At 38.8% G+C, this 22,446-nt stretch carries 22 protein-coding genes; 15 read left to right on the top strand and 7 right to left on the bottom strand.

From position 1 onward, the window contains the following. Positions 1-177: 177 nt before the first annotated feature. Genes rfaQ through HMPREF0693_RS15380 form a run of 7 tightly spaced genes read left to right on the top strand, consistent with a single transcriptional unit; the run spans position 178 to position 7,688 of the window. Positions 178-1,242: a putative lipopolysaccharide heptosyltransferase III gene (rfaQ, locus tag HMPREF0693_RS15410; RefSeq protein ID WP_004246471.1), complete on the top strand. Its 1,065-nt coding sequence runs from the start codon at positions 178-180 to the stop codon at positions 1,240-1,242. Further along, positions 1,239-2,369 (top strand): glycosyltransferase family 4 protein, encoded by a 1,131-nt coding sequence (locus tag HMPREF0693_RS15405; protein ID WP_004246470.1) that lies wholly within the window; start codon positions 1,239-1,241, stop codon positions 2,367-2,369. The genes rfaQ and HMPREF0693_RS15405 overlap by 4 nt, the downstream gene beginning before the upstream one ends. Beyond that, positions 2,366-3,481 carry a glycosyltransferase gene (locus HMPREF0693_RS15400; RefSeq protein ID WP_004246469.1) on the top strand — a complete coding sequence of 372 codons (1,116 nt, stop codon included), beginning with the start codon at positions 2,366-2,368 and terminating at the stop codon, positions 3,479-3,481. Before HMPREF0693_RS15405 ends, HMPREF0693_RS15400 begins: the two co-directional genes overlap by 4 nt. After that, positions 3,481-4,569, top strand: coding sequence for a glycosyltransferase family 9 protein (locus HMPREF0693_RS15395; RefSeq protein WP_004246468.1), 1,089 nt, complete (start codon positions 3,481-3,483; stop codon positions 4,567-4,569). The genes HMPREF0693_RS15400 and HMPREF0693_RS15395 overlap by 1 nt, the downstream gene beginning before the upstream one ends. After that, positions 4,560-5,651 carry a glycosyltransferase gene (locus HMPREF0693_RS15390; protein ID WP_004246467.1) on the top strand — a complete coding sequence of 364 codons (1,092 nt, stop codon included), beginning with the start codon at positions 4,560-4,562 and terminating at the stop codon, positions 5,649-5,651. The genes HMPREF0693_RS15395 and HMPREF0693_RS15390 overlap by 10 nt, the downstream gene beginning before the upstream one ends. Further along, entirely contained in the window at positions 5,648-6,610 is a 963-nt protein-coding gene (locus HMPREF0693_RS15385) for a polysaccharide deacetylase family protein (protein ID WP_004246466.1), read from the top strand. The genes HMPREF0693_RS15390 and HMPREF0693_RS15385 overlap by 4 nt, the downstream gene beginning before the upstream one ends. Position 6,611: 1 nt before the next feature. Then, on the top strand, positions 6,612-7,688 hold the full coding sequence (locus HMPREF0693_RS15380; protein ID WP_004246465.1) for a glycosyltransferase family 9 protein: 1,077 nt from the start codon (positions 6,612-6,614) through the stop codon (positions 7,686-7,688). 16 nt (positions 7,689-7,704) lie between these two features. Here the strand turns inward: HMPREF0693_RS15380 and rfaC are convergent, their stop codons facing one another. Genes rfaC through rfaD form a run of 3 tightly spaced genes read right to left on the bottom strand, consistent with a single transcriptional unit; the run spans position 7,705 to position 10,661 of the window. Beyond that, the gene (gene rfaC / locus HMPREF0693_RS15375) at positions 7,705-8,664 is read right to left on the bottom strand and encodes a lipopolysaccharide heptosyltransferase RfaC (protein WP_004246464.1); all 960 of its coding nucleotides are present in this window, start codon (positions 8,662-8,664) and stop codon (positions 7,705-7,707) included. After that, entirely contained in the window at positions 8,661-9,713 is a 1,053-nt protein-coding gene (gene rfaF / locus HMPREF0693_RS15370) for an ADP-heptose--LPS heptosyltransferase RfaF (RefSeq protein ID WP_004246463.1), read from the bottom strand. Before rfaF ends, rfaC begins: the two co-directional genes overlap by 4 nt. A 9-nt stretch (positions 9,714-9,722) precedes the next feature. Beyond that, positions 9,723-10,661, bottom strand: a complete 939-nt coding sequence (rfaD, locus tag HMPREF0693_RS15365) for an ADP-glyceromanno-heptose 6-epimerase (protein ID WP_004246462.1) — start codon at positions 10,659-10,661, stop codon at positions 9,723-9,725. A gap of 267 nt (positions 10,662-10,928) precedes the next feature. On the opposite strand from rfaD, the gene HMPREF0693_RS15360 reads away from it, so the two are divergent. Both HMPREF0693_RS15360 and tdh read left to right on the top strand, forming a co-directional pair. Beyond that, positions 10,929-12,128, top strand: a complete 1,200-nt coding sequence (locus tag HMPREF0693_RS15360) for a glycine C-acetyltransferase (RefSeq protein WP_004246461.1) — start codon at positions 10,929-10,931, stop codon at positions 12,126-12,128. Positions 12,129-12,137: 9 nt separating this feature from the next. Next, complete coding sequence (tdh, locus tag HMPREF0693_RS15355; RefSeq protein WP_004246460.1) at positions 12,138-13,163, top strand: L-threonine 3-dehydrogenase; 1,026 nt, start codon at positions 12,138-12,140, stop codon at positions 13,161-13,163. 539 nt (positions 13,164-13,702) lie between these two features. On the opposite strand, the gene HMPREF0693_RS15350 is transcribed toward tdh, so the two are convergent. The 4 genes from HMPREF0693_RS15350 to HMPREF0693_RS18665 form a co-directional block, all read right to left on the bottom strand. Further along, positions 13,703-14,668, bottom strand: coding sequence for a divergent polysaccharide deacetylase family protein (locus tag HMPREF0693_RS15350; RefSeq protein ID WP_036932486.1), 966 nt, complete (start codon positions 14,666-14,668; stop codon positions 13,703-13,705). 2 nt (positions 14,669-14,670) lie between these two features. Then, positions 14,671-15,963: a murein hydrolase activator EnvC gene (gene envC / locus HMPREF0693_RS15345; protein ID WP_004246458.1), complete on the bottom strand. Its 1,293-nt coding sequence runs from the start codon at positions 15,961-15,963 to the stop codon at positions 14,671-14,673. Between the two features lie 219 nt (positions 15,964-16,182). After that, complete coding sequence (rimO, locus tag HMPREF0693_RS15340) at positions 16,183-17,514, bottom strand: 30S ribosomal protein S12 methylthiotransferase RimO (RefSeq protein WP_004246457.1); 1,332 nt, start codon at positions 17,512-17,514, stop codon at positions 16,183-16,185. A 65-nt stretch (positions 17,515-17,579) separates the two neighbouring features. Then, positions 17,580-17,867 carry a hypothetical protein gene (locus HMPREF0693_RS18665; protein ID WP_004246456.1) on the bottom strand — a complete coding sequence of 96 codons (288 nt, stop codon included), beginning with the start codon at positions 17,865-17,867 and terminating at the stop codon, positions 17,580-17,582. 3 nt (positions 17,868-17,870) lie between these two features. On the opposite strand from HMPREF0693_RS18665, the gene HMPREF0693_RS15335 reads away from it, so the two are divergent. The 6 genes from HMPREF0693_RS15335 to HMPREF0693_RS15310 all read left to right on the top strand — a co-directional run bounded on the left by HMPREF0693_RS15335 (position 17,871) and on the right by HMPREF0693_RS15310 (position 22,345). Further along, positions 17,871-18,308 carry a rhodanese-like domain-containing protein gene (locus HMPREF0693_RS15335; protein ID WP_004246455.1) on the top strand — a complete coding sequence of 146 codons (438 nt, stop codon included), beginning with the start codon at positions 17,871-17,873 and terminating at the stop codon, positions 18,306-18,308. A gap of 70 nt (positions 18,309-18,378) precedes the next feature. Next, positions 18,379-18,852, top strand: a complete 474-nt coding sequence (secB, locus tag HMPREF0693_RS15330; protein WP_004246454.1) for a protein-export chaperone SecB — start codon at positions 18,379-18,381, stop codon at positions 18,850-18,852. Beyond that, a complete protein-coding gene (gene gpsA / locus HMPREF0693_RS15325) occupies positions 18,852-19,865 on the top strand; it encodes an NAD(P)H-dependent glycerol-3-phosphate dehydrogenase (protein WP_004246453.1) in 1,014 nt (337 codons plus the stop codon). The genes secB and gpsA overlap by 1 nt, the downstream gene beginning before the upstream one ends. A 111-nt stretch (positions 19,866-19,976) precedes the next feature. After that, the gene (cysE, locus tag HMPREF0693_RS15320) at positions 19,977-20,798 is read left to right on the top strand and encodes a serine O-acetyltransferase (protein ID WP_004249733.1); all 822 of its coding nucleotides are present in this window, start codon (positions 19,977-19,979) and stop codon (positions 20,796-20,798) included. A 2-nt stretch (positions 20,799-20,800) separates the two neighbouring features. Then, positions 20,801-21,358 carry a serine acetyltransferase gene (locus HMPREF0693_RS15315; protein ID WP_004246451.1) on the top strand — a complete coding sequence of 186 codons (558 nt, stop codon included), beginning with the start codon at positions 20,801-20,803 and terminating at the stop codon, positions 21,356-21,358. 9 nt (positions 21,359-21,367) lie between these two features. Further along, on the top strand, positions 21,368-22,345 hold the full coding sequence (locus HMPREF0693_RS15310; RefSeq protein WP_004246450.1) for a glycosyltransferase: 978 nt from the start codon (positions 21,368-21,370) through the stop codon (positions 22,343-22,345). Positions 22,346-22,446 lie beyond the last annotated feature (101 nt).

Below are 22,446 nucleotides of genomic sequence, written 5' to 3'. Positions count from 1 at the left end.
ACACTGTGTAGGAGAAAGTGTGTAAAAACAAATGATATGATGATAGACCACGTTATTTATCATTTAACGGCTTTTTGGTGTACTAAAAACAGATTATTCAGATTATTTAAGAAATTAGTGAGGAAATTTTTTATAATCAAATAATAGAACGGATCAATAGGGTGCTTTTGGAGCGTTATGAGTAAAAAAATGACATTAATACAACGGGTTCTAATTATAAAACTACGCCATCATGGTGATACGTTGTTAATTACCCCTGTTATTAATACGCTAAAAGCGAATTATCCAAATGTGGAGGTTGATGTTTTAATTAACAAAGAAACCGCACCCATGATTGAGAATTTCTCTGCTATTGAAAATATTTTTTCCTTAGATAAGGCTTGGAAAAAAGAGGGTAAATTAGCTCGATTTCGCCATGAGTGGCGGTTAGTTAATCAGTTAAGACATCGACAGTATGATGTGGTGATTAATTTAGCTGATCAGTGGAATAGTGCGCTTATTACCCGCTTTACAGGCGCAAAAGTCCGTATCGGCTATGATATTTATAAACGACAAAGCCCTGTTTGGAAAAAGTGTTTTAGTGATTTAATCCCATTAGGCTCAGTTGATAATCGACATATTGTTGAACAAAATTTAGCACTACTACAACCGCTGTCATTGCAACAAATAGATACGCAAGTATCCATGACATACAGCCATCAAGACAAACAGGCCGTAGTGGAAAAATTAAAAGCTTATGGTGTATTAACCCCTTATATTGTGATCCAGCCGACGTCTCGGTGGTTCTTTAAATGTTGGGATGAGCATAAATGGTCTGAATTAATAGATACTCTACAACAGCAGGGACATCAAATTGTTTTAACATCAGGGCCAGACTCCCGAGAAAAAGAGATGGTTGAAACCATTATTCAAGGATGTAAGACAAATGATAGCGTCTCTTTATCAGGGCAGTTATCTTTACCGCAACTTGGTGCATTGATTGATAACGCTGAGTTATTCATTGGAGTTGATTCAGTACCAATGCATATGGCTTCAGCACTAAAAACGCCGTTGGTGGCACTGTTTGGTCCATCAAAATTATTTCATTGGTCGCCATGGCAACATATTGGCGAAGTTTTATGGGCGGGAAATTATGGAGAACTCCCAGATCCTGATGATGTGCATACCAACACGCAAACGCGTTATTTAAGTTTAATTCCTGTTAAAGATGTACTTGAAGCCGTAAGGAGACAACTAAAATGAATACATTCCGCTTGGCGATAGTACGTCAAAAATATCGGCCAGACGGTGGCGCTGAGCGTTTTGTTTCTCGCGCACTGGAAGCGTTAGATAATCAATCCGTAGAGTTGAATGTAATTACACGATCTTGGATTGGCGCGGTGCAACCACAATGGCATATTCATATTGTTAACCCTTTTAAATGGGGACGGATTAGCCGTGAAAAAGGGTTTGCACAAGCAGCAAGACACTGTTGGCAACAAGAAAAGTTTGATTTAGTACAAAGCCATGAACGCATTGCTGGTTGTGATATTTACCGCGCAGGAGATGGTGTACATCGCCGTTGGTTACTGCAACGCTCTCGGGTTTTATCACCCTTACGAAGTAAATTACTGCTAAATAGTTGTTATCATCGTTATGTAATGAACGCAGAAAAAGAGATGTATCAATCTCCTGAGCTAAAACGGGTGATTTGCAATTCAGAAATGGTCAAACGTGAGGTGATGGAAGATTTTGGCGTTGAAAGTGAACGTATTAGTGTGATTTATAATGCGATTGATCATCAGCGTTTTTTCCCTGCCACGGCTCTTTATCGGCAACAATTACGTCAGCAATATCATATTCCGGTTGAGGGTAAGTGTTTTATTTATGTCGGCTCAGGGTTTGAACGTAAAGGGTTAAGAGCTGCTATTGAGGCGATTAGTCATACTAATGCTTACCTGTTGGTGATTGGCCAAGACAAAGAGTACAAGAAATACCAACAATTAGCTCATCGATTAAACTGTCATCAGCGGATCTTATTTTTAGGTGTACAGAAAGACACCTTACCTTTCTATCAAATGGCTGATGGACTATTGTTACCCACTCTGTATGATCCTTTTCCTAATGTTATTTTAGAAGCTATGGCATGTGGATTACCGGTGATCACCAGTGATACATGTGGTGGAGCAGAATTTATTGAACAAGGTATAAATGGATTTGTCACAGATGCATTAGATACACCTGCAATGATCGATGCAATAGAGAGTATTCCGGCCGATAACTTAGGTAATAAGATGTCTAAGGCTGCACGAAATAAGATACTACCCTATACGCCTGAGAATTTGTCTCAACAACTGATCGAGCTTTACCAAAAGGTTCTTAGCCTATGAAGGAACATATACTTTTTATTATTGATGGATTACCGGGTGGTGGCGCTGAAAATGTCACGATCAGGCTTTGTCATGGCTTAAGTCAACGTGGTTATCAAGTTACATTACTCTCATTAGCAGAAAAATGTGACTATGCCATTCCTGCAGATATTGAACTATTAATTGATGCAGATAGTTACCATGGCTTATTTTATCGACAAACAGAATTAAAACGACGTGCCAACTCGATGGATAAGACCCTTCAAGCATTGTTTGCGCGCAAAGGCATTCCTGCGTTAATTGTTTCTAACTTACATAAGACTGACAGAATTGTTGCACTATCAAAACAACTGGCAGATAAGAATATATGGTATTGTATTCACGGTATTTTTTCACAGTCTTATTTAGGCAATAAAAAAGGTTTTTCCCGCTGGTTAAAACAGAAGAAAATTCAAAAAGTCTATCAGGGTAAAAATATTATTACGGTATCAAATGCGGCAGGACAAGATTTAATAGAGAATATTAAAATTGTCCCTAATCAATTAAAAACAATTTATAACCCATTTGATATTCAAGAAATCAGAACACTGGCATCAGAAAATAATCCCTACCAAAAGCAGGATTATTTATTGCATATTGGTCGTTTTCATCAAGTAAAGCGCCATGACCGCTTATTAGAAGCGTTTGCTTTAGCCAATCTACCTTGTAAGTTATTGATTGCAGGACAGGGATCTCCTGAGGTCACCAGCAATATTAAAAATAAAATTGTTGCACTAAATTTAGAAAATAAAGTGAGCTTAATTGGCTTTTTAGCCAATCCATTCCCTGTGATCAAAGATGCTAAAGCAGTGGTATTAAGCTCTGATAGTGAAGGCTTAGGAAATGTTTTAGTCGAATCACTTATTTGTAATACCCCTATAGTGAGTACTAATTGCCTTGGTGGGATCAGTGAAATTATGGAAGGTGAATTAGCAGATTATAAGTCTGAATTAAATTCAGCATCCTTGGCTGAAAAAATGCGTTTAGCTTACTTTCACCCGCCTAAAATTACGCCTAATATGTATCAAAAATTTGATATTGATGAAGTGATCCGTCAGTATATTGAGCTTATTATAGTCAGAGAATATCAATAATGAGTCAGAAACGTTTTAGTACAATTCGACGTCTAAATAGGCAAAAAAACTACTTTTTAAAAAAAGTAAAATTTGCCATCGCAAAATTTTTTATTGATCCTATTTCACGTAAGCCTTTCGCTTTGAAAAAGCAGCCTAAAGTCCTTTTTTTGCGCGATGATGACAAGATTGGCGATATGGTTGTTTCGACATCAATCTTAAGAGAACTAAAGAATAGTGGATATAATATAGATATAGTTACTGGGAAAAGTAATTTCTGTGTTATTGAATACTCTGACTTATATAATGATCACTATACATATGAAGAGAAATTATTTTCTATAATAAAATTAGCTTTAACGTTAAGAAAGAATAACTATGATCTTATAATAGATATGGGAGAATTAATATCTATACCATATTTGATGTTTATAAGGTTGATTAATGCTAGGAATGTTGTAGGTTTTAATAAAAATAATATTAAATCTTATAATTTAAATATTAATTATAATGAGTATACATCACATGTTATTGAAAGATATAAAAAAATGCTTGATGCTCTTAATGTGCCTTTTGGTGATCTTAAATATGAGATTAACATACCTGAAATAGTAGAAAATCGTATAGTAGATTTTATTAATAATTTACCTTATAAAAAAAATGTAGTAATAAATCCTTTTTCTGCATCAGAAAAAAGAGATATTTCAAAAGAGCAGTTATTGTTTATAATTTCTTATTTAAAAAAATATTCTGTAAATATTATATTTATTGGGCGTCAAGATGATTTAGTTAATCTTCAGGTCGATAGTTTTTTAAGTAATCCTATTGGAGATTTTATTAGTGCGTCAGCAATAATAAAACATGCTGATTTAATTATAACACCAGATACATCTATTGTGCATGTTGCTACTGCTTTTGATAAACCTACGCTCGCTTTATATGGAAATGATTATCATGGTAAGTATGTAAATAATTTTATGTGGTCACCTAATAATAAAAAAGCAATTCAGATAACACAGAAGAAAATAGATAGTAAAGTGAGTGATATATCAATAGACCTAATTAAATCTAAATTAGATTTTCTTGTGGATAAATATTTATGTCAATAAAAAAAATAGTTATAGTTGGTATTGAATTGCAAGGCTTAGGAGGTATGGAAGTTGTTTTTAATAAATTAAATGATTTATTAAAAGAGCACTATCCAAATATTAGCCTGTCTATAATTCTTCTAAAAGAAAGAGATATATGTATTAATGAAAATTGGCATAAAAACCTAAATGTAAGATTTATAAGATGTAAAATAAGAAATCATAAGATAAGACGATTTATGTTCTCATGTAAATTATCAGGTATCTTAAGGAAAGACAACCCAGATATTATTATTGCATCAGATGTTATTGGTTGTTATATAGCAAATTTAGCCTCTAAGTTTTCATTGAGAAATATCCCTGTTTTTTCTTGGATACATACATCATTATGGACAGCATATAAAGCAGTATATACTTTAAATGTAAATTATCATATCCCAATTAGCTCGGGTAATAAAAAATACTTATTAAATCATAATGTACCAGAATCTCATATTAATGTGGTTTATAATCCAGTTGATAGAACAGATAAGATAATTCATCGTCCATCAAATAAGATTAAGTTTCTTTATATTGGGAGATTATTGTCTAAAGAAAGTAAAAATCTTGAATTTATGTTCTATGCATTAGGTAAACTTAAGGGAAATTGGGAACTACACTTAGTGGGGGATGGGAAAGATAGAAGTAAACTTTTTTCTCTCGCCCAAAAACTACATATTGATAAAAAGGTTATTTTTCATGGGTGGCAAGATAATGCTTGGGATTATGTATTAAATCATATTAAAGAAGTCACGGCTTGTTTATTGACATCTACTCATGAAGGACTTCCCATGGTCTTAATTGAAGCTCAATCTTATGGGATCTATTGTGTTAGCTCTGACTGTTTAACTGGGCCTTCTGATATTATTGATGGAGATAATGGACAATTATTCCCTGTTAATGATGAATTATCATTTTTAAAAATATTAAATGATATCATCAATGGTAGATTAGATTTACCTGAATACAGCAAAATAAAAAAATCGATTAAAAAATTTTATGGAGATGTCTACATAAAAAACATGATAGATTTTTTTGAAAAAAAGAGTAAAAAAATACAATGAAAAAACCAGCATTTATTATCACATTAGATACCGAAGGCGATAATCTTTGGGAAAATGAGCATAATATTACTACGCAAAATACGCATTTTTTACCCCGTTTTCAGCAACTTTGCGAACGTTTTCAATTTAAACCCGTTTGGCTAACCAACTATGAAATGGCAATAGATGAAGCCTATATTGAGTTTGCACAAGATGTGATAGCCCGTAACACTGGGGAAATTGGTATGCACCTTCATGCATGGAATAGTCCCCCACTTGTTGCGTTAACGGACAATGATCTCCATTATCAGCCTTATTTAATTGAATACCCCAAATCGCAAATGCGCGACAAAATTGCCTTTATGACTGACTTACTAGAAAATAAACTACAAACAAAAATGTTAAGTCACCGTGCTGGGCGTTGGGCATTAAATGAAACTTATGCGCAGCTATTGATTGAATTTGGTTATCAAGTCGATTGCTCGGTCACACCCAAAGTCGATTGGCGTTTTACTAAAGGTGATCCGGCACAATCCGGCGGTACAGATTACAGTAATTTCCCAAGCCATGCATACTTTATGGATGTTAATGATATCAGCAAAGCAGGGGATTCAACGTTACTTGAAGTGCCAATGAGTATTCAATATAAACATTCCCCTTTTATGAATAAAATTAAGCAAGGGTACGATAGGCTAAGAGGTAAACAACGCTCACCTTCAGTGAATTGGTTACGCCCTAAAGGGGGAAATGCACAGCAAATGATTGAAGTGGCACAAAAATCTTTAGCCCAAGGTCACTCTCATATTGAATTTATGTTGCACTCTTCTGAGTTTATGCCTGGTGGAAGCCCTACTTTTAGAACAGAACAAGATATTGATGGCTTATATAATGATTTAGAAACACTATTTAATTTCTTACAAGATAAAGTACAGGGAATGACATTGGCTGAGTATTATCAAAATAAAGTGCAGGCAAAATAAGATGAAGTTAAAGAAATTAAAATGGGTGCACTATTTTTTAAATCTCTATAACCCACTCTTTGGTAAGATGAAAAAAACGGCAACATTTTCATCTGATATCAAATTTAACAGTATTGTTATTTTTTCAACCACGGCGCTGGGGGATTTTATGTTTAATACCCCAGCCATCAGAGCAATTCGTGCACATTATCCTGATGCACATATCACACTGGTTTCTAGTGTAAAAAATAAGCTATTAGTGGAAAACTATGAGCAAATAGATAGTGTGGTGTATTGGGATAATAAGATCAGAAACTTGTTACCGGTGGCTTTACAAGCTAAAAAGTATAAACCTGAGTTAGCGATTATTTTACATTCCCACCTTCCTTATGACGTATTATTTGCCGTGATGGCAGGTTGCCAATATATTTTACGTAATACATCAGATATTATTCCTAAATGGTTTCAAAAATGGATTATTGCTGATCATAATCCAGCTGGAGGTCATGTTATTCAAAGTAAACTTGATATTATTGGTTATTTAGGAATTGATAGTACTGATACTAGAATGGAGCTCCCTTGTAAAATAGAATCATTAGCTCAAAGTAAAAATAGCATTGTTGGTTTTCAGATGGGAGCATCCACACAAGAGCGTAGATGGCCTGTTGGATCTTTTGTGGAATTAGCGAAAAAATTAATTGATAGTGCGCCATCATTACAAATAAAGCTAATAGGTTCATCGAGAGAGCTGGAATTGCCAGAAGAGTTTTTTGCTTTATTACCTGAAAGATATCATCAAAATATAGAAAATCTGGTAGGAAAAACCTCACTACCTGATCTGTTAAGTCAAATAAAAACCATGGCGGTATTAGTTACGGGAGACACCGGCCCGCTACATTTGGCAATAGCATTACAAGTACCTACGGTAAGTTTATTTGTAACCGCAAATCCAAAGTGGACAGGACCTTATCAAGATCTTGATATTCATACTATTATCCATAAGATCCCGCAACAAGATGAAAATAGAGCACTTTCGATGGATTTGATTACTGTTGATGAGGTTCTAACTGCAGTAAATAACACCCTAAAAGATAAATAACTTTTAGGGTATTGGGTTAAATCTTAAGTATATTAAAAACCTTTTGAGGCGTGATCTCCCCAATATCCCCACCTGCTGCTTTTAACGACCTTTGTGCCTTACCATAACCGCCGATTAATCCCGGATCGGTAGGGCCAAAAAGGGTAATATTCGGCTTATCTAAGGCTGCGGTTAAATGGCTTAATCCGGTATCGACAGAAACGACACTTTGCGCTCCAGCAATCACTTGAGCTACTTCTGCGAGCGACATTTTGGGTAATACATCAACATAGTCAAAACCTTGTGCAAGGCGTATTGCACGCTGATGTTCATGCTCTGCGCCCCAAGGTAGTTTGATACGCAAATCTGAATTCGCCAATAATGCAATTAACTCTCGCCAATGGGTCTCGGGCCAATGTTTCTCATCACGGGTAGTGGCGTGTAAGAAGACTAAATAAGGGCGTTTATCAATAGCGGGTAATGAGAGAAAATGCTGTGCTATACCATAGTCCCCTTGAGTAGTGGGGAGTGGGTAATTAAGGCTGAGGGCAAATAGCTGGCGGATACGCTCTACCGCATGCATTTTTTTACTGACATTGTGGCGAATATTATAGAAAAAACTCGCTAAAGGCTCTCTAGCACTTTGACGAGAATAGCCGTGTTTAGTGCCTTTCGCATAGCGTGTAACTAAAAAAGCGCTTTTTAGTAAACCTTGGGCATCAATCACCGCATCATAGTGATGTGCTTGTATCGCGTGACGAAATTGTGCACGCTCAGCGCGAATAGGCGCACTAAACCAGTTTTTACGCCAACGGCGTATTGCGACAGGAATAACGGTATCAACAGCTGGGTGCCAGCTTGGAATTTGTGCAAAACCCTCTTCAACGGCCCAATCAAAACAGATCTCAGGATATGCTGCTCTTGCATCAGTTAATGCTGGTAGGGTATGCAGTACATCCCCCATGGAAGAGGTTTTAACAATCAGTACCCGCTTCATAGCGATGGCTCCGTAGCGAGTAATTGCTCGAGTTCGCTAAAGACTTGTTCCGGTTGAATGTCGATTAAGCTTTGGTGATAACCTTGTTCAGCATCGCCTTTACGCACTTTGTGATAGCCAGTAATTAAACGAATAACACGGGCTTTATCAGATAACGGGGGGGTAAAGTCGGGACTACTTGGGCCATAAAGGGCAACTAATGGACGCTCTAATGCTGCGGCGACATGCATTAAGCCAGAATCGTTACTGACCACGGCTTTACAAGCGGCAATGAGGTTAACGGCTTGCTCAAGAGAAGTCTCACCGGCCAGATTAATACAAGCAGCTTGGGCATCGGGGGTTAAGGCGTGTTTGATCTCTTCCCCTGCAGGCTTATCTTTTTGTGAACCGAATAAGAAAATCTGATAGCCATATTCGCTAATAAGTTTCTGGGCTAATGTCGCGTAGTGGTAATGAGGCCAGCGTTTAGCTGGACCAAATTCCGCCCCCGGACAAAAACCGATAGCAAGGCGCTGTGTAGATAATGAAAAGTGCTTAAGTGTGGTAGTGATATCTTTGTCAGAGACAGCCAGTTTTGGCCATAATAACGGCTTTGGTAACTCTGCGGCTGAATGTACCTGCTGTTTATCGTAAGCTAGCGCGACATAACGCTCTACCATTAATGGAAATGCAGCTTTATCCAATGGGCGTAAATCATTTAATAATCCATAACGCATTTCTCCTCGCCAGCCAGTACGTTTAGGAATAGCGGCAAAGAAAGGCACTAAAGCAGATTTAAATGAGTTAGGTAAAACATAAGCATGAGTATAACCTTTGGCTTTTAGTTGTTTACCTAAGCGGCGACGCTCACCAATTGCTAAGGCACCGTGACCTAAAGGCATAGCAATGGCATTATCGACCTCGGGCATTTTCTCTAATAATGGACGACACCAAGCGGGTGCCATCACATCAATAGTTGCCGCGGGATGTAACGCTTTTAATGTACGATATAGGCTTTGGGACATCATCATATCCCCAACCCAAGAAGGCCCTACCACAAAAATTTTCATAAACCGCGATTACTTATCCTGATTTAACCATTGCATATAAAGAGCAACACCTTCTGCGACCGTTTTAAAAGGTGCGCTGTAGCCTGCTTTGCGTAGATTTGTCAGATCAGCTTGTGTAAAGGCTTGATAACGACCTTTGAGTTTCTCAGGGAATTCAATATGCTCCACAGAGAGCTCTTTATCGTTATGATAAGCGATAACTGCATCAGCCACGGCTTGGAACGATTCTGCGCGGCCGGTACCACAATTATAAATACCGGAGACATTGTTGCGCCAGAACCATAAATTAACCGCAGCCACATCACCTACATAAATAAAGTCACGTTGGAAGGTTTCACTACCTTCAAATAATTTGGGATTTTGCCCGTCATTGACTTGTGTATTTAAATGGAAGGCGACACTGGCCATACTGCCTTTATGCCCTTCACGGGGGCCATACACATTGAAATAACGGAAACCACACACCATAGATTGTGCTTCAGGTAAAATTTGGCGCACATATTCATCAAATAAGAATTTAGAGTAGCCATACACATTAAGTGGGGCTTCATATTTTCTTTCTTCAATAAAATGATCAGTACGGCCACCATAAGTGGCAGCAGAAGAAGCATATAAGAAAGGAATTTGGCGATCGAGGCAATAATGCAATAACTCTTTAGAATATTGATAGTTATTATCCATCATATATTTGCCATCCCATTCGGTAGTAGAAGAGCATGCTCCTTCATGGAATACGGCATCAATATCACCAAAATCATCACCGGCTACAATACTGGCAATAAAGTCTTCTTTATCCATATAGTCAGCGATATTAAGATCGACAAGATTCACAAATTTTGTGCCATCTTTTAGGTTATCAACCACTAAAATATCGGTATAACCTTCATCATTTAATGCTTTAACAATATTGCTGCCGATAAAACCTGCACCGCCAGTGACGATAATCATATGGCTACCCCTTTATATAAAATCTAAAAATTAGCTCTGCAACTATAATAACACTGAACAGCGTGAACGGTAGCATTCATCATAGAAGAGTAGAGTGAAATTCTTGAAAATCGCAGTGATTATTAGTGATCTTAATTACATAAATAACATTATTTATTTACATTTGTCGTTTTTAATCGAACAAAAGCATAAAATAAGAAACAATAATGATTATATTATAGTCAACTCTAGCTCTTATCTCTTTTCGTCTCTGCCTTAGGAGAAAGCATGTCTACTCACTCTTTCTATCAACAAATTAATCAACAACTCGAACAAACACGTCAAGATGGCTTATTTAAAAATGAGCGGATCATCACTTCTTCGCAAAGTGCCGATATTGCGGTTGCTGATGGTAGTCATGTTATTAACTTTTGTGCCAATAACTACTTAGGTTTAGCTAACCATCCACAACTTATTGCAGCGGCGAAAGCGGGAATGGATAGCCACGGTTTTGGTATGGCGTCGGTGCGTTTTATCTGCGGAACGCAAGATCTACATAAAACATTAGAAAAGAACATCGCTGAATTTTTGGGTATGGAAGATGCCATTTTGTACTCCTCTTGTTTTGATGCCAATGGTGGGTTATTTGAAACACTGATGGGATCTGAAGATGCAATTATTTCTGATGCGCTAAATCACGCATCGATTATTGATGGTGTTCGTTTATGTAAAGCCAAGCGTTATCGCTATGCCAATAACGATATGGTGGCGTTACGTGCCCAACTTGAACAGGCCAAAGCAGATAATGCCCGCCATATTATGATTGTCACCGATGGGGTGTTCTCTATGGATGGGGTGATTGCTGATCTAAAAAGTATCTGTGATTTGGCTGACGAATATGGCGCATTAGTGATGGTGGATGACTCGCATGCGGTGGGTTTTGTCGGCGCACAAGGGCGCGGTACTCATGAGTATTGTGATGTATTAGATCGCGTCGATATCATCACAGGAACATTAGGTAAAGCTTTAGGTGGCGCATCGGGTGGTTATACCGCAGCTCGTAAAGAAGTGGTGGAGTGGTTACGTCAACGCTCTCGTCCTTATCTATTCTCAAATTCTTTAGCCCCTGCGATTGTGAGCGCCTCTATTGCAGTTTTAGATATGCTGAAATCAGGGGATGAACTGCGCGCTCGTTTATGGCGTAACGCAGCACTTTTTCGTGAAAAAATGACGGCAGCAGGTTTTACTTTGGCGGGGGCTGATCACGCGATTATTCCTGTGATGTTAGGAGATGCCAAATTAGCGCAACAATTTGCAGCACGTTTACTTGATGAAGGTATTTATGTCACCGGCTTTTTCTACCCAGTAGTACCACAAGGGCAAGCACGTATTCGTACACAAATGTCAGCGGCACACACCCCAGAACAAATTGAACGTGCTGTTGCTGCATTTATTAAAATCGGTAAGCAACTTAATGTGATTGCATAAGGTTCTAATATGAAAGCATTGTCAAAATTAAAAGCACAACCCGGTATCTGGATGACCGATGTACCCGTACCTGAGCTTGGTCATAACGATGTGATGATCAAGATCCGTAAAACTGCCATTTGTGGTACAGATGTTCATATTTATAACTGGGATGAGTGGTCACAAAAAACCATACCGGTTCCCATGGTGGTTGGCCATGAATATATTGGTGAGATTGTTGCTATTGGCCAAGAGGTTAAAGGTTTTAATATTGGTGATCGCGTCTCGGGGGAAGGGCATATTACTTGCGGTCATTGTCGTAATTGCCGTGGTGGGCGTACACACTTATGCCGTAATACCATTGGTGTTGGCGTAAATCGTCCCGGTTGTTTTGCTGAATATCTGGTTATTCCCGCCTTTAATGCATTTAAAATTCCTGACAATATTCCGGATGAACTGGCGGCTATTTTTGATCCCTTTGGTAACGCAGTACACACGGCGTTATCTTTTGATTTAGTGGGGGAAGATGTACTGGTTTCAGGTGCGGGACCCATTGGTATTATGGCGGCTGCAATCTGTAAACATGTGGGGGCACGCCATGTGGTGATCACCGATGTTAATGAATACCGCCTTGATCTGGCTAAAAAAATGGGTGTCACCCGAGCAGTCAATGTTAGCAAAGAAAATCTAACAGATGTGATGAAAGAATTAGGTATGACCGAAGGCTTTGATGTTGGATTAGAAATGTCCGGTGCGCCACCGGCTTTTCGCACCATGCTTAGTACGATGAATCATGGTGGTCGTATTGCTTTACTGGGTATTCCTCCTTCAGATATGGCTATTGATTGGGGACAAGTCATTTTTAAAGGATTATTTATTAAAGGTATTTATGGTCGTGAGATGTTTGAAACATGGTATAAGATGGCGGCGCTGATCCAGTCGGGTCTTGATCTCTCACCGATTATTACTCATCAATTTCCTATCGATGAATTCCAAAAAGGCTTTGATATTATGCGTTCTGGTCAATCGGGCAAAGTAATTTTAGATTGGCAGTAGGAGTTATAAAGCGCCCTGAACGGTGAAAGGGCGCTACCTCTTTTAAATAAATACCTATATTAAGGGGAAAATAGGTTTGTATTATATTTGTCGATGAGGCTTTTCTATTATTCCTCTAACAAGATTATTTGAATTTGTAACAACTAGATATTTTATTTTTTTACTTTGAAATATTTTCTTTGCATGAAGAAAACTTTCAGAATCACCAAAAATAGCAATATTCTTTTTAATGTGCTTTTTGTTTTAAGTTAACTATTTCTGTATATGGGTAAGGTTGTTGACTTTCCGCCATGTTTTTCTATAATCCCTTTCAGAGCAGTTTTTTGGCCCCACTGGCAACTTGTGTTGTTATACGCCCTTAAACAATCTACTTAGAGTCCCGAGGCGAGCTTTAGTTAGCAGACCTTGGGATTTGTCTTTTGGGGATATAATAAACAAAACAATTAGCCTAGTCCTCTCAAAAAATAGAAATTAATATCATCTTCTTTTTCTTCAAGTAACCTAATTTGATCTGAATATTTTCCACTAAATATTTTTATTTATTCGACTTTATCTTTGTTGCTTTCTAAATGCTGGGAAGGGAATTGCTTATCTTGTTCGAAGGTCATTAATTTTTTAGTAAGTACTTTCATAAGAGTACTTTTTTTCATTGAAATAATGGCTTGTTGTGCTGGTTTTAACCATGTTGCAGGTTTTGGCTCTTTAGATTGTTCTGTTAGCGGTATAACAGCGGGTGGCTCTTGTACCATTGGGCTGTCTGGTGAAGGGGTTAACAAACCACTGGGTGCGACTAACTGAATATCGGCAGGTAGTAGTGGCAACTGCTGTTGTAATGCCCTTACGGTTGAAGGGTGGGGGTGACCAATGGCAATGGCAAAGCCATTTTTACGCGCTAAATTAATAGCACGATTAAGCTGTTGTCGGGTTTCTGCTTCTGTTTGCACATTATCTAAAAATACATGCCGGCGTAAAGAAGGAACGCCAGCCGCTTTGGCTGCCGTGGCCGCTTGCGTATTGCCTATAGTGACACTATCAAGAAAATAGAGATCAGAATGATTAAGGGCTTTGATCACTCTATCCATCGCTTGCCTATCCGATGTCATCGCACTCCCCATATGATTATTCATACCCACAGCATAAGGCACACGATTAATTGCATTTTGAATAATACGATTAATTTCAGCCTGATCCATGGAAGGCTTTAAGGTATCTTTTTCTAATGGCTGTTTGCTAATGGGTGCCATTGGCATATGAATAAGAATTTCTCGTCCTTGGGCATGGGCTTTCGTCGCCATCTCTTTACCATGGGGTGAGTTGGGTAAGATGGCAATAGAAACGGCTGTTGGCAGTTGTAAGATTTGGTTATCTTCTTTTTTTCGATAACCAAAATCATCAATAACAATAGCCAATTTTGCCGAAAAAGCAGGTGCACTGAATAGAAAACTTAGCAACATTAAACTAAGTGTTAGCGCGATATTTCGTTGTAATGTGCCAAGTAAATGCAAAACTACCTCCCAAGCCAAGGAACTGGGTTGACTGCTTTTCCTTGGCGTCTAATTTCAAAATAGAGCGCTGAGCGCTCTTGTCCACCACTGTTTCCTACCAAGGCGATAGGTTGTCCAGCTTTGACTTGTTGACCAACATTGACTAACGCACTTTGGTTATAGCCATAAAGGCTCATATCCCCTTTACCGTGCTCGACGACGACCACTAAACCATACCCTTGTAGCCAGTCGGCTAACAGCACCCGACCATCCGCAATCGCTTTTACTTCAGTGCCTTGTGCCGCGGGGATCACAATTCCTTTCCAACGTAATTCACCCGAGCCGGAAATAGACTCACCAAAGCGGTGTAATAAACTGCCTCTAATAGGCCAAATAGCCTGACCTGCAGGTTTACCCAATCCGCCAGTACGGGACATTAAAGAGCGTTCTTCGGCGGTGGGTTTATAGGTCGAACCACGCTGTTGCGCTTCACGTTGCTTGGCGGCAATACGAGCAGCTTCCCGTGCTTCACGCTCAGCTCGCGCTTTGGCTTCACGCTCTGCTTGAGCAATTTTATTTCTTAAGCGTGTTTCATTAGCACGCATGGTGGCTAAATTGCGTTGATCTTCTTTTAAGGTTGATTCTAGTTGCGTTAATGTTTTTTGACGTGCAGCTAGCGCATTATCTAGTTTTTGTTTCTCTTGTTGCTGTTTGGTGAGTACCTGCTTTTGCTCGTTCTGTTTCGCTTGTTGGGCGTCTTTTTCTGCCTGTAGCTCTTTGGAAGTTTGAGCCAATTGCTCCATTGACTGTTTACGCGCTTCATTTATATAACTGTAATAGGCTAAGATCCGCTCTTCTCGCTGACCTTCTTCACCGCGAAACAGTAACTCAATACCTTGATGTTTCCCTTGTCGGTAAGCCGCATCGAGTTGGCGTGCTAGCAGTGCTTGTTGCTCGTTATATTGCTTTTGCAATCGGGCAATATTTGCTGTGATGGTTTTGATCTCTTTAGCTAAGGTTTGTAAGCGGTTTTGCGTCTCATGCACAGAGCGGCTGGCATTAGCGATTTGCGTCTCTTGTGATTTGAGTTGTCCAAGTAAAGCCGTGCGCTGTTTTTGTTGCTCTTGAACGCGCTTTTCTTTTTCAGCAATGGTGGTTTGCAGATCTTTTAACTGACTACGATTATCCGTTAATGTATTGGCAAAAGCGCTGGTTGCAGAAAACAGAGATGTGCTAATCAGTAGCGTGATTAACGGTAAAGAAAATACACGGTAAGTACGGTGTGTTGTGTTCTGAAGATCCTTTTTCTCTGCCATCTGACCAAAGTACCTTTAATAACAGTTTATAAGATTATTTCATGTCGCTAATCAACTGACCAGTTAACAGGAAATAAAGTCGTAATTTCAGATAATACCTAACAGTTAATCTAATGAACTCAGAGATGATAATAAAGCAATAATAGTCGGAAAGAGGAAAAAAGCAGCACAATGTGTAACAGCGCAATAGAATAGCTATCACGCTGTACACAGGATAAGTTATTGTTCGACGATGGTACCCCACAGATCATATTCATCGGCATGCTCAATCAGCACACGTACAATCTGTCCTGGCTCGACATCAAACTGCTCATTAAGGTAAACAGCACCATCAATTTCCGGTGCATCCGCCATACTACGGCCAATAGCACCTTCTTCATCCACTTCATCAATGATAACCGGTAAAACTTTACCTATTTTCTCTTGCAGACGCTCGGTGGAAATTTGCTGCTGTAGTTGCATAAAACGATGGTAACGCTCTTCTTTTACCTCTTCAGGAACTTGATCGGGTAATTCATTCGCTTTCGCACCTTCAACGGGGCTATATTTAAAACAACCCACGCGATCTAAACGAGCTTCGGTTAAGAAATCCAATAGCATTTGGAAATCTTCTTCTGTTTCCCCCGGGAAACCGACAATAAAGGTTGAACGTAACGTTAATTCAGGACAAATTTCTCGCCAACGTTTTACGCGCTCTAAAGTACGCTCAACAGAGCCTGGGCGCTTCATTAATTTCAGCACTTTCGGGCTAGCGTGTTGTAGCGGAATATCTAAATAAGGCAAAATTTTGCCTTCTGCCATTAATGGAATAACCTCATCCACATGTGGATAAGGGTAAACATAATGTAAACGTACCCAAATCCCCAATTTTGCCAGTTGTTCACATAAACTGACCATACTGGTTTTAACTGGCATACCATCCCAAAAACCGGTTTGATGTTTGGTATCAACCCCATAAGCGGAAGTATCTTGTGAGATAACCAGTAACTCTTTCACCCCAGCATTGACTAATCTTTTCGCTTCATTTAACACTTCACCAATTGGGCGACTGTCTAAATCGCCTCGCATTGAAGGAATAATGCAAAAAGTACAACGGTGATTACAACCTTCAGAAATTTTTAGATAAGCGTAATGACGAGGGGTTAATTTAACGCCCTGCTCGGGAACCAAGCTGGTAAATGGATTATGGGAAGGTTTGGGAACATAGTGATGAATATGTGATAACACTTGTTCATAACTATGAGGGCCGGTGATCTCCAGCACTTTTGGGTGAACTTCACGGATTTGATTTTCTTTGGCACCTAAACAACCGGTGACGATAACTTTACCGTTTTCATCGAGTGCTTCGCCAATGGCTTCAAGAGATTCTTGTACTGCGCTATCAATAAAGCCACAGGTATTGACGATGACTAAATCAGCATCATCATAGGTAGGAACAACTTGATAACCTTCTGTACGCAGTTCGGTGAGGATACGTTCAGAGTCCACTAAATTTTTAGGACAACCTAAAGAAACGAATCCAATTTTAGGCACTTGATTTGTTTGCGACATGCTCGTGTTCTCAATACTTTTAATAAATAACAAATAGTGGTTGTATCTCAGACAGGTGTGAAATTCTACGTACGAGTGACTATTTTTGTCACAGGCATTGATGATGAATGCTGATTTCTTAATAGCTTACCTGAAGAGAGATCCGGTAAAGTGAAAAGAGAGACTCTTTTAAACGCTGTTTTACAGGATTTTTCGGCGCTAATGGTACATAAATCCGTCAATAAAAAAAATGATTGTTGAGAAACTTTCCGCAAAAACTGAAAGAGAAACGAAGGAATAGGCTGTAATTGCGCCATGACAAAGGTATACTTTGGCTCTTTAATACTATTTTTAACTAACGAGAGTGATTGCATCCTATGCTGCAAGAAGTAATGCAATTTTTTAGCCGGCACACCCTGTTAAGTTTTATCTGGATTGCGCTGCTGGTGGCGGTCATTGTATTGACCTTTAAAGGCCTTTTTTCTAAAACGAAAAATATTTCCCGTACAGAAGCGATTTCTTTGATAAACAAAGAGAATGCGGTTTGTGTTGATATCCGTAGCCGTGATGAGTTCCGTAAAGGACACATCATCGATTCTATCAATTTAACGCCTTCTGAGATCAAAAGTAACAATATTGCTGAGCTGGAGAAATATAAATCACAGCCGGTGATTGTGGTATCACCATCAGGTATTGAAGGTGCAAAACCTGCTGAAAGCCTTATCAAATTAGGTTTTGAAAAAGTCTTTATTTTAAAAGATGGTCTTTCAGGTTGGAGTGGTGAGAATTTGCCACTGGCAAAAGGTAAAAAGTAACGAGCGGGCAGATTGAGTTCTATACTTACTGCTATTCAATTTAATAAGGATATAAAAAGGTAAGATTATTATGTCAGAACAGCAAAACCAAGAGATGACTTTTCAAATTCAACGTATCTACACAAAAGATATCTCTTTCGAAGCGCCAAATGCCCCACAAGTTTTCCAAAAAGAGTGGCAACCAGAAGTTAAATTAGATTTAGATACTTCTTCTAATACGCTAGCTGAAAATGTATATGAAGTTATCTTACGTGTCACTGTTACGGCAACAATGGAAGAAGAAACCGCTTTCCTGTGTGAAGTACAACAAGCAGGTATCTTTACTGTTGAAGGTATCGAAGGTACACAATTAGCACATTGCTTAGGTGCATACTGCCCGAACGTATTATTCCCTTATGCACGTGAATGTATCACCAACTTAGTAGGTCGTGGTACTTTCCCACAATTAAACTTAGCACCTGTTAACTTTGATGCGTTGTTTATGAACTACTTACAGCAACAACAGCAACAGGATGCAGCAAACTCAGGAGTTGAAGAAGCTTAATGAACGCTTCTATGACAGTTATCGGTGCCGGTTCATACGGCACCGCTTTAGCGATTACCTTAGCGCGTAATGGGCACGATGTTGTGCTGTGGGGGCATGATCCCAAGCACGTTGCGGCATTAGAACAAGCGCGCTGTAATCAAGCCTTTCTGCCCGATGTTTCCTTTCCTGATAGTTTATATATGGAAGCTTCTTTGCAAAAAGCGATTGAAGCGAGCCGTAATATTCTTGTGGTGATCCCAAGCCATGTGTTTGGTGAAGTACTGCAACAAATCAAACCCTTTTTACGTCAGGATGCACGTGTTGTTTGGGCGACAAAAGGTCTTGAAGCACATACTGGTCGCTTATTACAAGATGTTGCCCGTGAAGTATTAGGTAATGAAATCCCGCTCGCAGTATTATCTGGCCCTACTTTTGCTAAAGAGCTTGCCGCGGGTTTGCCCACCGCGATTGCAGTAGCCTCGACGGATAATCTCTTTTTAGAGCAGTTACAACAGCTATTTCATTGTGGTAAAAGTTTCCGAGTCTATAAAAACCCTGATTTTATCGGTGTGCAACTGGGTGGCGCTGTTAAAAACGTGATTGCTATTGGTGCGGGTATGTCTGATGGTATGGGATTTGGCGCTAATGCGCGTACCGCACTGATTACCCGAGGTCTAGCCGAAATGAGCCGCTTAGGTAAAGCCTTAGGTGCAGATGCGGCAACTTTTATGGGCATGGCTGGTTTGGGTGATTTGGTTTTAACCTGTACAGACAATCAATCACGTAATCGTCGCTTTGGTATGATGCTAGGTCAAGGTTTAGATGTTGATACAGCCCAAGAGAAAATTGGCCAGGTAGTCGAAGGTTATCGTAACACCAAAGAAGTTCGCGCATTAGCCGAACAAGTGGGTGTAGAAATGCCAATCACCGAACAGATTTACCAAATTTTATATCAACATAAAGATGTAAAAGAGGCTGCATTGGCTTTATTAGGGCGAGCAACCAAAGATGAGATAGACAGTAGCCTGTAGTCAGTTTATTTTAAATAATATTCTTAGGGTATCTGTTTTAACTATCCATTTGTTTGAAAATTCAAAGCCTAAGTATTTACTTAGGCTTTCGTGTAAAAAATGAGAGTGAGTATGTCGCTAGAAGAACTAACAAGAGTCTGGGATCATATTAAAAGCGAAGCGCGTGCATTGGCAGATTGTGAGCCAATGTTAGCCAGTTTCTTTCATGCGACACTTCTCAAACACGAAAATTTAGGTAGTGCATTAAGCTATATGCTGGCCAATAAGCTGGCAACTCAGACTATGCCAGCCATTGCAGTTCGCGAAATTGTTGAAGAGGCTTATAGTCACGATAGCTCAATGATTGAGTCGGCCGCTTGTGATCTCTCCGCGGTACGCCTACGTGATCCCGCGGTGGATAAATATTCTACCCCACTGCTCTATTTAAAAGGGTTTCATGCACTACAAGCCTACCGTATTGCCCATTGGCTATGGCAACAAAATCGCCAAGCGCTAGCTATTTATCTACAAAACCAAATATCAGTCACCTTTGGGGTGGATATTCACCCAGCGGCACGTATTGGACACGGTATTATGCTCGACCATGCGACAGGTATTGTAATTGGTGAAACGGCGGTGGTTGAAAATGATGTCTCCATTTTACAATCTGTGACCTTAGGGGGAACAGGTAAAACAGGAGGCGATCGTCATCCGAAAGTGCGTGAAGGGGTAATGATTGGCGCAGGAGCTAAAATTCTTGGTAATATCGAGATTGGTCGTGGTGCCAAAATTGGGGCTGGCTCGGTAGTATTACATGAAGTACCGGCTCATACTACGGTGGCGGGGGTGCCTGCCCGTATTGTCGGTCGTCCTGATAGTGAAAAACCGTCATTCGATATGGATCAACACTTTAATGGTGTTGTACCCGGCTTTGAGTGTGGTGATGGTATTTAACTATGCATGCTCAAGCTAAGGTTACTCTTGCTGAACTAAAAGAGTGCTTACAGGCTGAATATATTGGTGATAAAAAACCCTTTAGTTGGTTAAGGCTATTTCATCGAGTATTTTTCTGTCAGCGTTCCCGTTACCTATTTTGGTGGCGGGTAGCACAATATTTTTATTTCTCTCCCCATCGCTTTTTACATAAATTAGGTATTCGGATCGGTGCTAGCAATAACCGTAAATACTGTAATGATATCTCGTTAAAAACTCGTATTGGTAAAGGCCTTTCTTTACCACACCCGATTGGCATTGTACTGACTAATTACTGCCAACTGGGGGAATATGTCACTATTATGCAAGGGGTGACTATTGGCGTAAAAGAGAAAGAGGGAAAAGCCAATATCCAAGTAGGAAACCATGTTTATATTGGCTGTAATTCGTCCATTATTGGTGGAGAGATTAATATTGGTGATAATGCGATTATTGGCGCCCATGCATTAGTATTAAAGGATGTAGGGGAAGGGTGTCGGTATATCAATAAGATGAATTTTGAAATTAATAAATATTGCTGAAAATAGATAATGAAAAACAATATGCCCAAAATTACCGTATTAATGTCGGTATACAATGATGAGAAATACCTTCAGGAGTCTATTGATTCTATATTAAATCAAACATTTAAAGAATTTGAGTTTCTTATCATTAATGATGGCTCAACGGATAACTCATTATCTATCTTAAAAGAAAACGCCAAAAAAGATCCCAGAATAAAACTGATTATTAATGAACAAAATATCGGATTGATCGCTTCTTTAAACAAAGGATTACAATTAGCTTCATGTGATTTAGTTGCTAGAATGGACTCTGATGATATTGCCGTTTCAACCAGACTAGAAGCGCAATATCAATTTATGTTACAACATCCTGAAGTGAGTGTTTGTGGTGGTGCTTTTATCTACCAAGAAGAGCCAAATAGAATTAATACTTATCCAGAAACACATAATGATATTGTGATTTCTAGTCTTTATGATTGCTCCTTAGCGCATCCAACCATTATCTATCGTAAGCAAGATATATTATCTGTTGGTGGATATGATAAAGCAGACCTCTATGCAGAAGATTATGGTTTATGGGTGAATTTAATTATTGCTGGAAAATTTAAGCTCCATAATCTTCCTGTACCACTTCTTTATTATCGTACTCATCCAAATGTCGAACGTTCGCAATATAAAGCGATACAAAAAGATACCGCGGAAAGAGTAGGACGAAAATTATTAATGTATTTTGGCATTAACGTGAATAAAGAGGATTATTCATTATTATTGGATAATGATAAAAAAACAGTAGAGCAAGTAGTACGCTGTAAAAGGTTACTTGAAAAGATTAATCAACAATTTAATGCTAAAGAGTATCGAAAAGAGTTAATACAAAAAAATGAATTTAAGAAAAAATTATTAGAAAGAAAGGTATTAGTAACTGATTTCTCATCATTTTTAATAAAAATAAGTGTAAGATGGTATTTCTTGATAAGAAAAATAACTAAAAAAGCTAAGAAATAAAACCGAAAGATAAAAAAGATAAAAAGAAGATATAAAATAAGAAAAGCTAAAACTAGCACAAAGCATATACATAAAAAATGACCTCGAGACAATAAAGTCTA

The organism is Proteus mirabilis ATCC 29906, from assembly GCF_000160755.1.
GTDB classification, from domain to species: Bacteria; Pseudomonadota; Gammaproteobacteria; order Enterobacterales; family Enterobacteriaceae; genus Proteus; species Proteus mirabilis.
This window is presented reverse-complemented; position numbering and strand designations above follow the sequence as displayed.

Excerpts from the sequence above, each read along its gene's own strand:
- rfaQ (WP_004246471.1), top strand. The coding sequence starts at position 178 with ATGAGTAAAAAAATGACATTAATACAACGGGTTCTAATTATAAAACTA.
- HMPREF0693_RS15405 (WP_004246470.1), top strand. The coding sequence starts at position 1,239 with ATGAATACATTCCGCTTGGCGATAGTACGTCAAAAATATCGGCCAGAC.
- HMPREF0693_RS15400 (WP_004246469.1), top strand. The coding sequence starts at position 2,366 with ATGAAGGAACATATACTTTTTATTATTGATGGATTACCGGGTGGTGGC.
- HMPREF0693_RS15395 (WP_004246468.1), top strand. The coding sequence starts at position 3,481 with ATGAGTCAGAAACGTTTTAGTACAATTCGACGTCTAAATAGGCAAAAA.
- HMPREF0693_RS15390 (WP_004246467.1), top strand. The coding sequence starts at position 4,560 with ATGTCAATAAAAAAAATAGTTATAGTTGGTATTGAATTGCAAGGCTTA.
- HMPREF0693_RS15385 (WP_004246466.1), top strand. The coding sequence starts at position 5,648 with ATGAAAAAACCAGCATTTATTATCACATTAGATACCGAAGGCGATAAT.
- HMPREF0693_RS15380 (WP_004246465.1), top strand. The coding sequence starts at position 6,612 with ATGAAGTTAAAGAAATTAAAATGGGTGCACTATTTTTTAAATCTCTAT.
- rfaC (WP_004246464.1), bottom strand. The coding sequence starts at position 8,664 with ATGAAGCGGGTACTGATTGTTAAAACCTCTTCCATGGGGGATGTACTG.
- rfaF (WP_004246463.1), bottom strand. The coding sequence starts at position 9,713 with ATGAAAATTTTTGTGGTAGGGCCTTCTTGGGTTGGGGATATGATGATG.
- rfaD (WP_004246462.1), bottom strand. The coding sequence starts at position 10,661 with ATGATTATCGTCACTGGCGGTGCAGGTTTTATCGGCAGCAATATTGTT.
- HMPREF0693_RS15360 (WP_004246461.1), top strand. The coding sequence starts at position 10,929 with ATGTCTACTCACTCTTTCTATCAACAAATTAATCAACAACTCGAACAA.
- tdh (WP_004246460.1), top strand. The coding sequence starts at position 12,138 with ATGAAAGCATTGTCAAAATTAAAAGCACAACCCGGTATCTGGATGACC.
- envC (WP_004246458.1), bottom strand. The coding sequence starts at position 15,963 with ATGGCAGAGAAAAAGGATCTTCAGAACACAACACACCGTACTTACCGT.
- rimO (WP_004246457.1), bottom strand. The coding sequence starts at position 17,514 with ATGTCGCAAACAAATCAAGTGCCTAAAATTGGATTCGTTTCTTTAGGT.
- HMPREF0693_RS18665 (WP_004246456.1), bottom strand. The coding sequence starts at position 17,867 with ATGCAATCACTCTCGTTAGTTAAAAATAGTATTAAAGAGCCAAAGTAT.
- HMPREF0693_RS15335 (WP_004246455.1), top strand. The coding sequence starts at position 17,871 with ATGCTGCAAGAAGTAATGCAATTTTTTAGCCGGCACACCCTGTTAAGT.
- secB (WP_004246454.1), top strand. The coding sequence starts at position 18,379 with ATGTCAGAACAGCAAAACCAAGAGATGACTTTTCAAATTCAACGTATC.
- gpsA (WP_004246453.1), top strand. The coding sequence starts at position 18,852 with ATGAACGCTTCTATGACAGTTATCGGTGCCGGTTCATACGGCACCGCT.
- cysE (WP_004249733.1), top strand. The coding sequence starts at position 19,977 with ATGTCGCTAGAAGAACTAACAAGAGTCTGGGATCATATTAAAAGCGAA.
- HMPREF0693_RS15315 (WP_004246451.1), top strand. The coding sequence starts at position 20,801 with ATGCATGCTCAAGCTAAGGTTACTCTTGCTGAACTAAAAGAGTGCTTA.
- HMPREF0693_RS15310 (WP_004246450.1), top strand. The coding sequence starts at position 21,368 with ATGAAAAACAATATGCCCAAAATTACCGTATTAATGTCGGTATACAAT.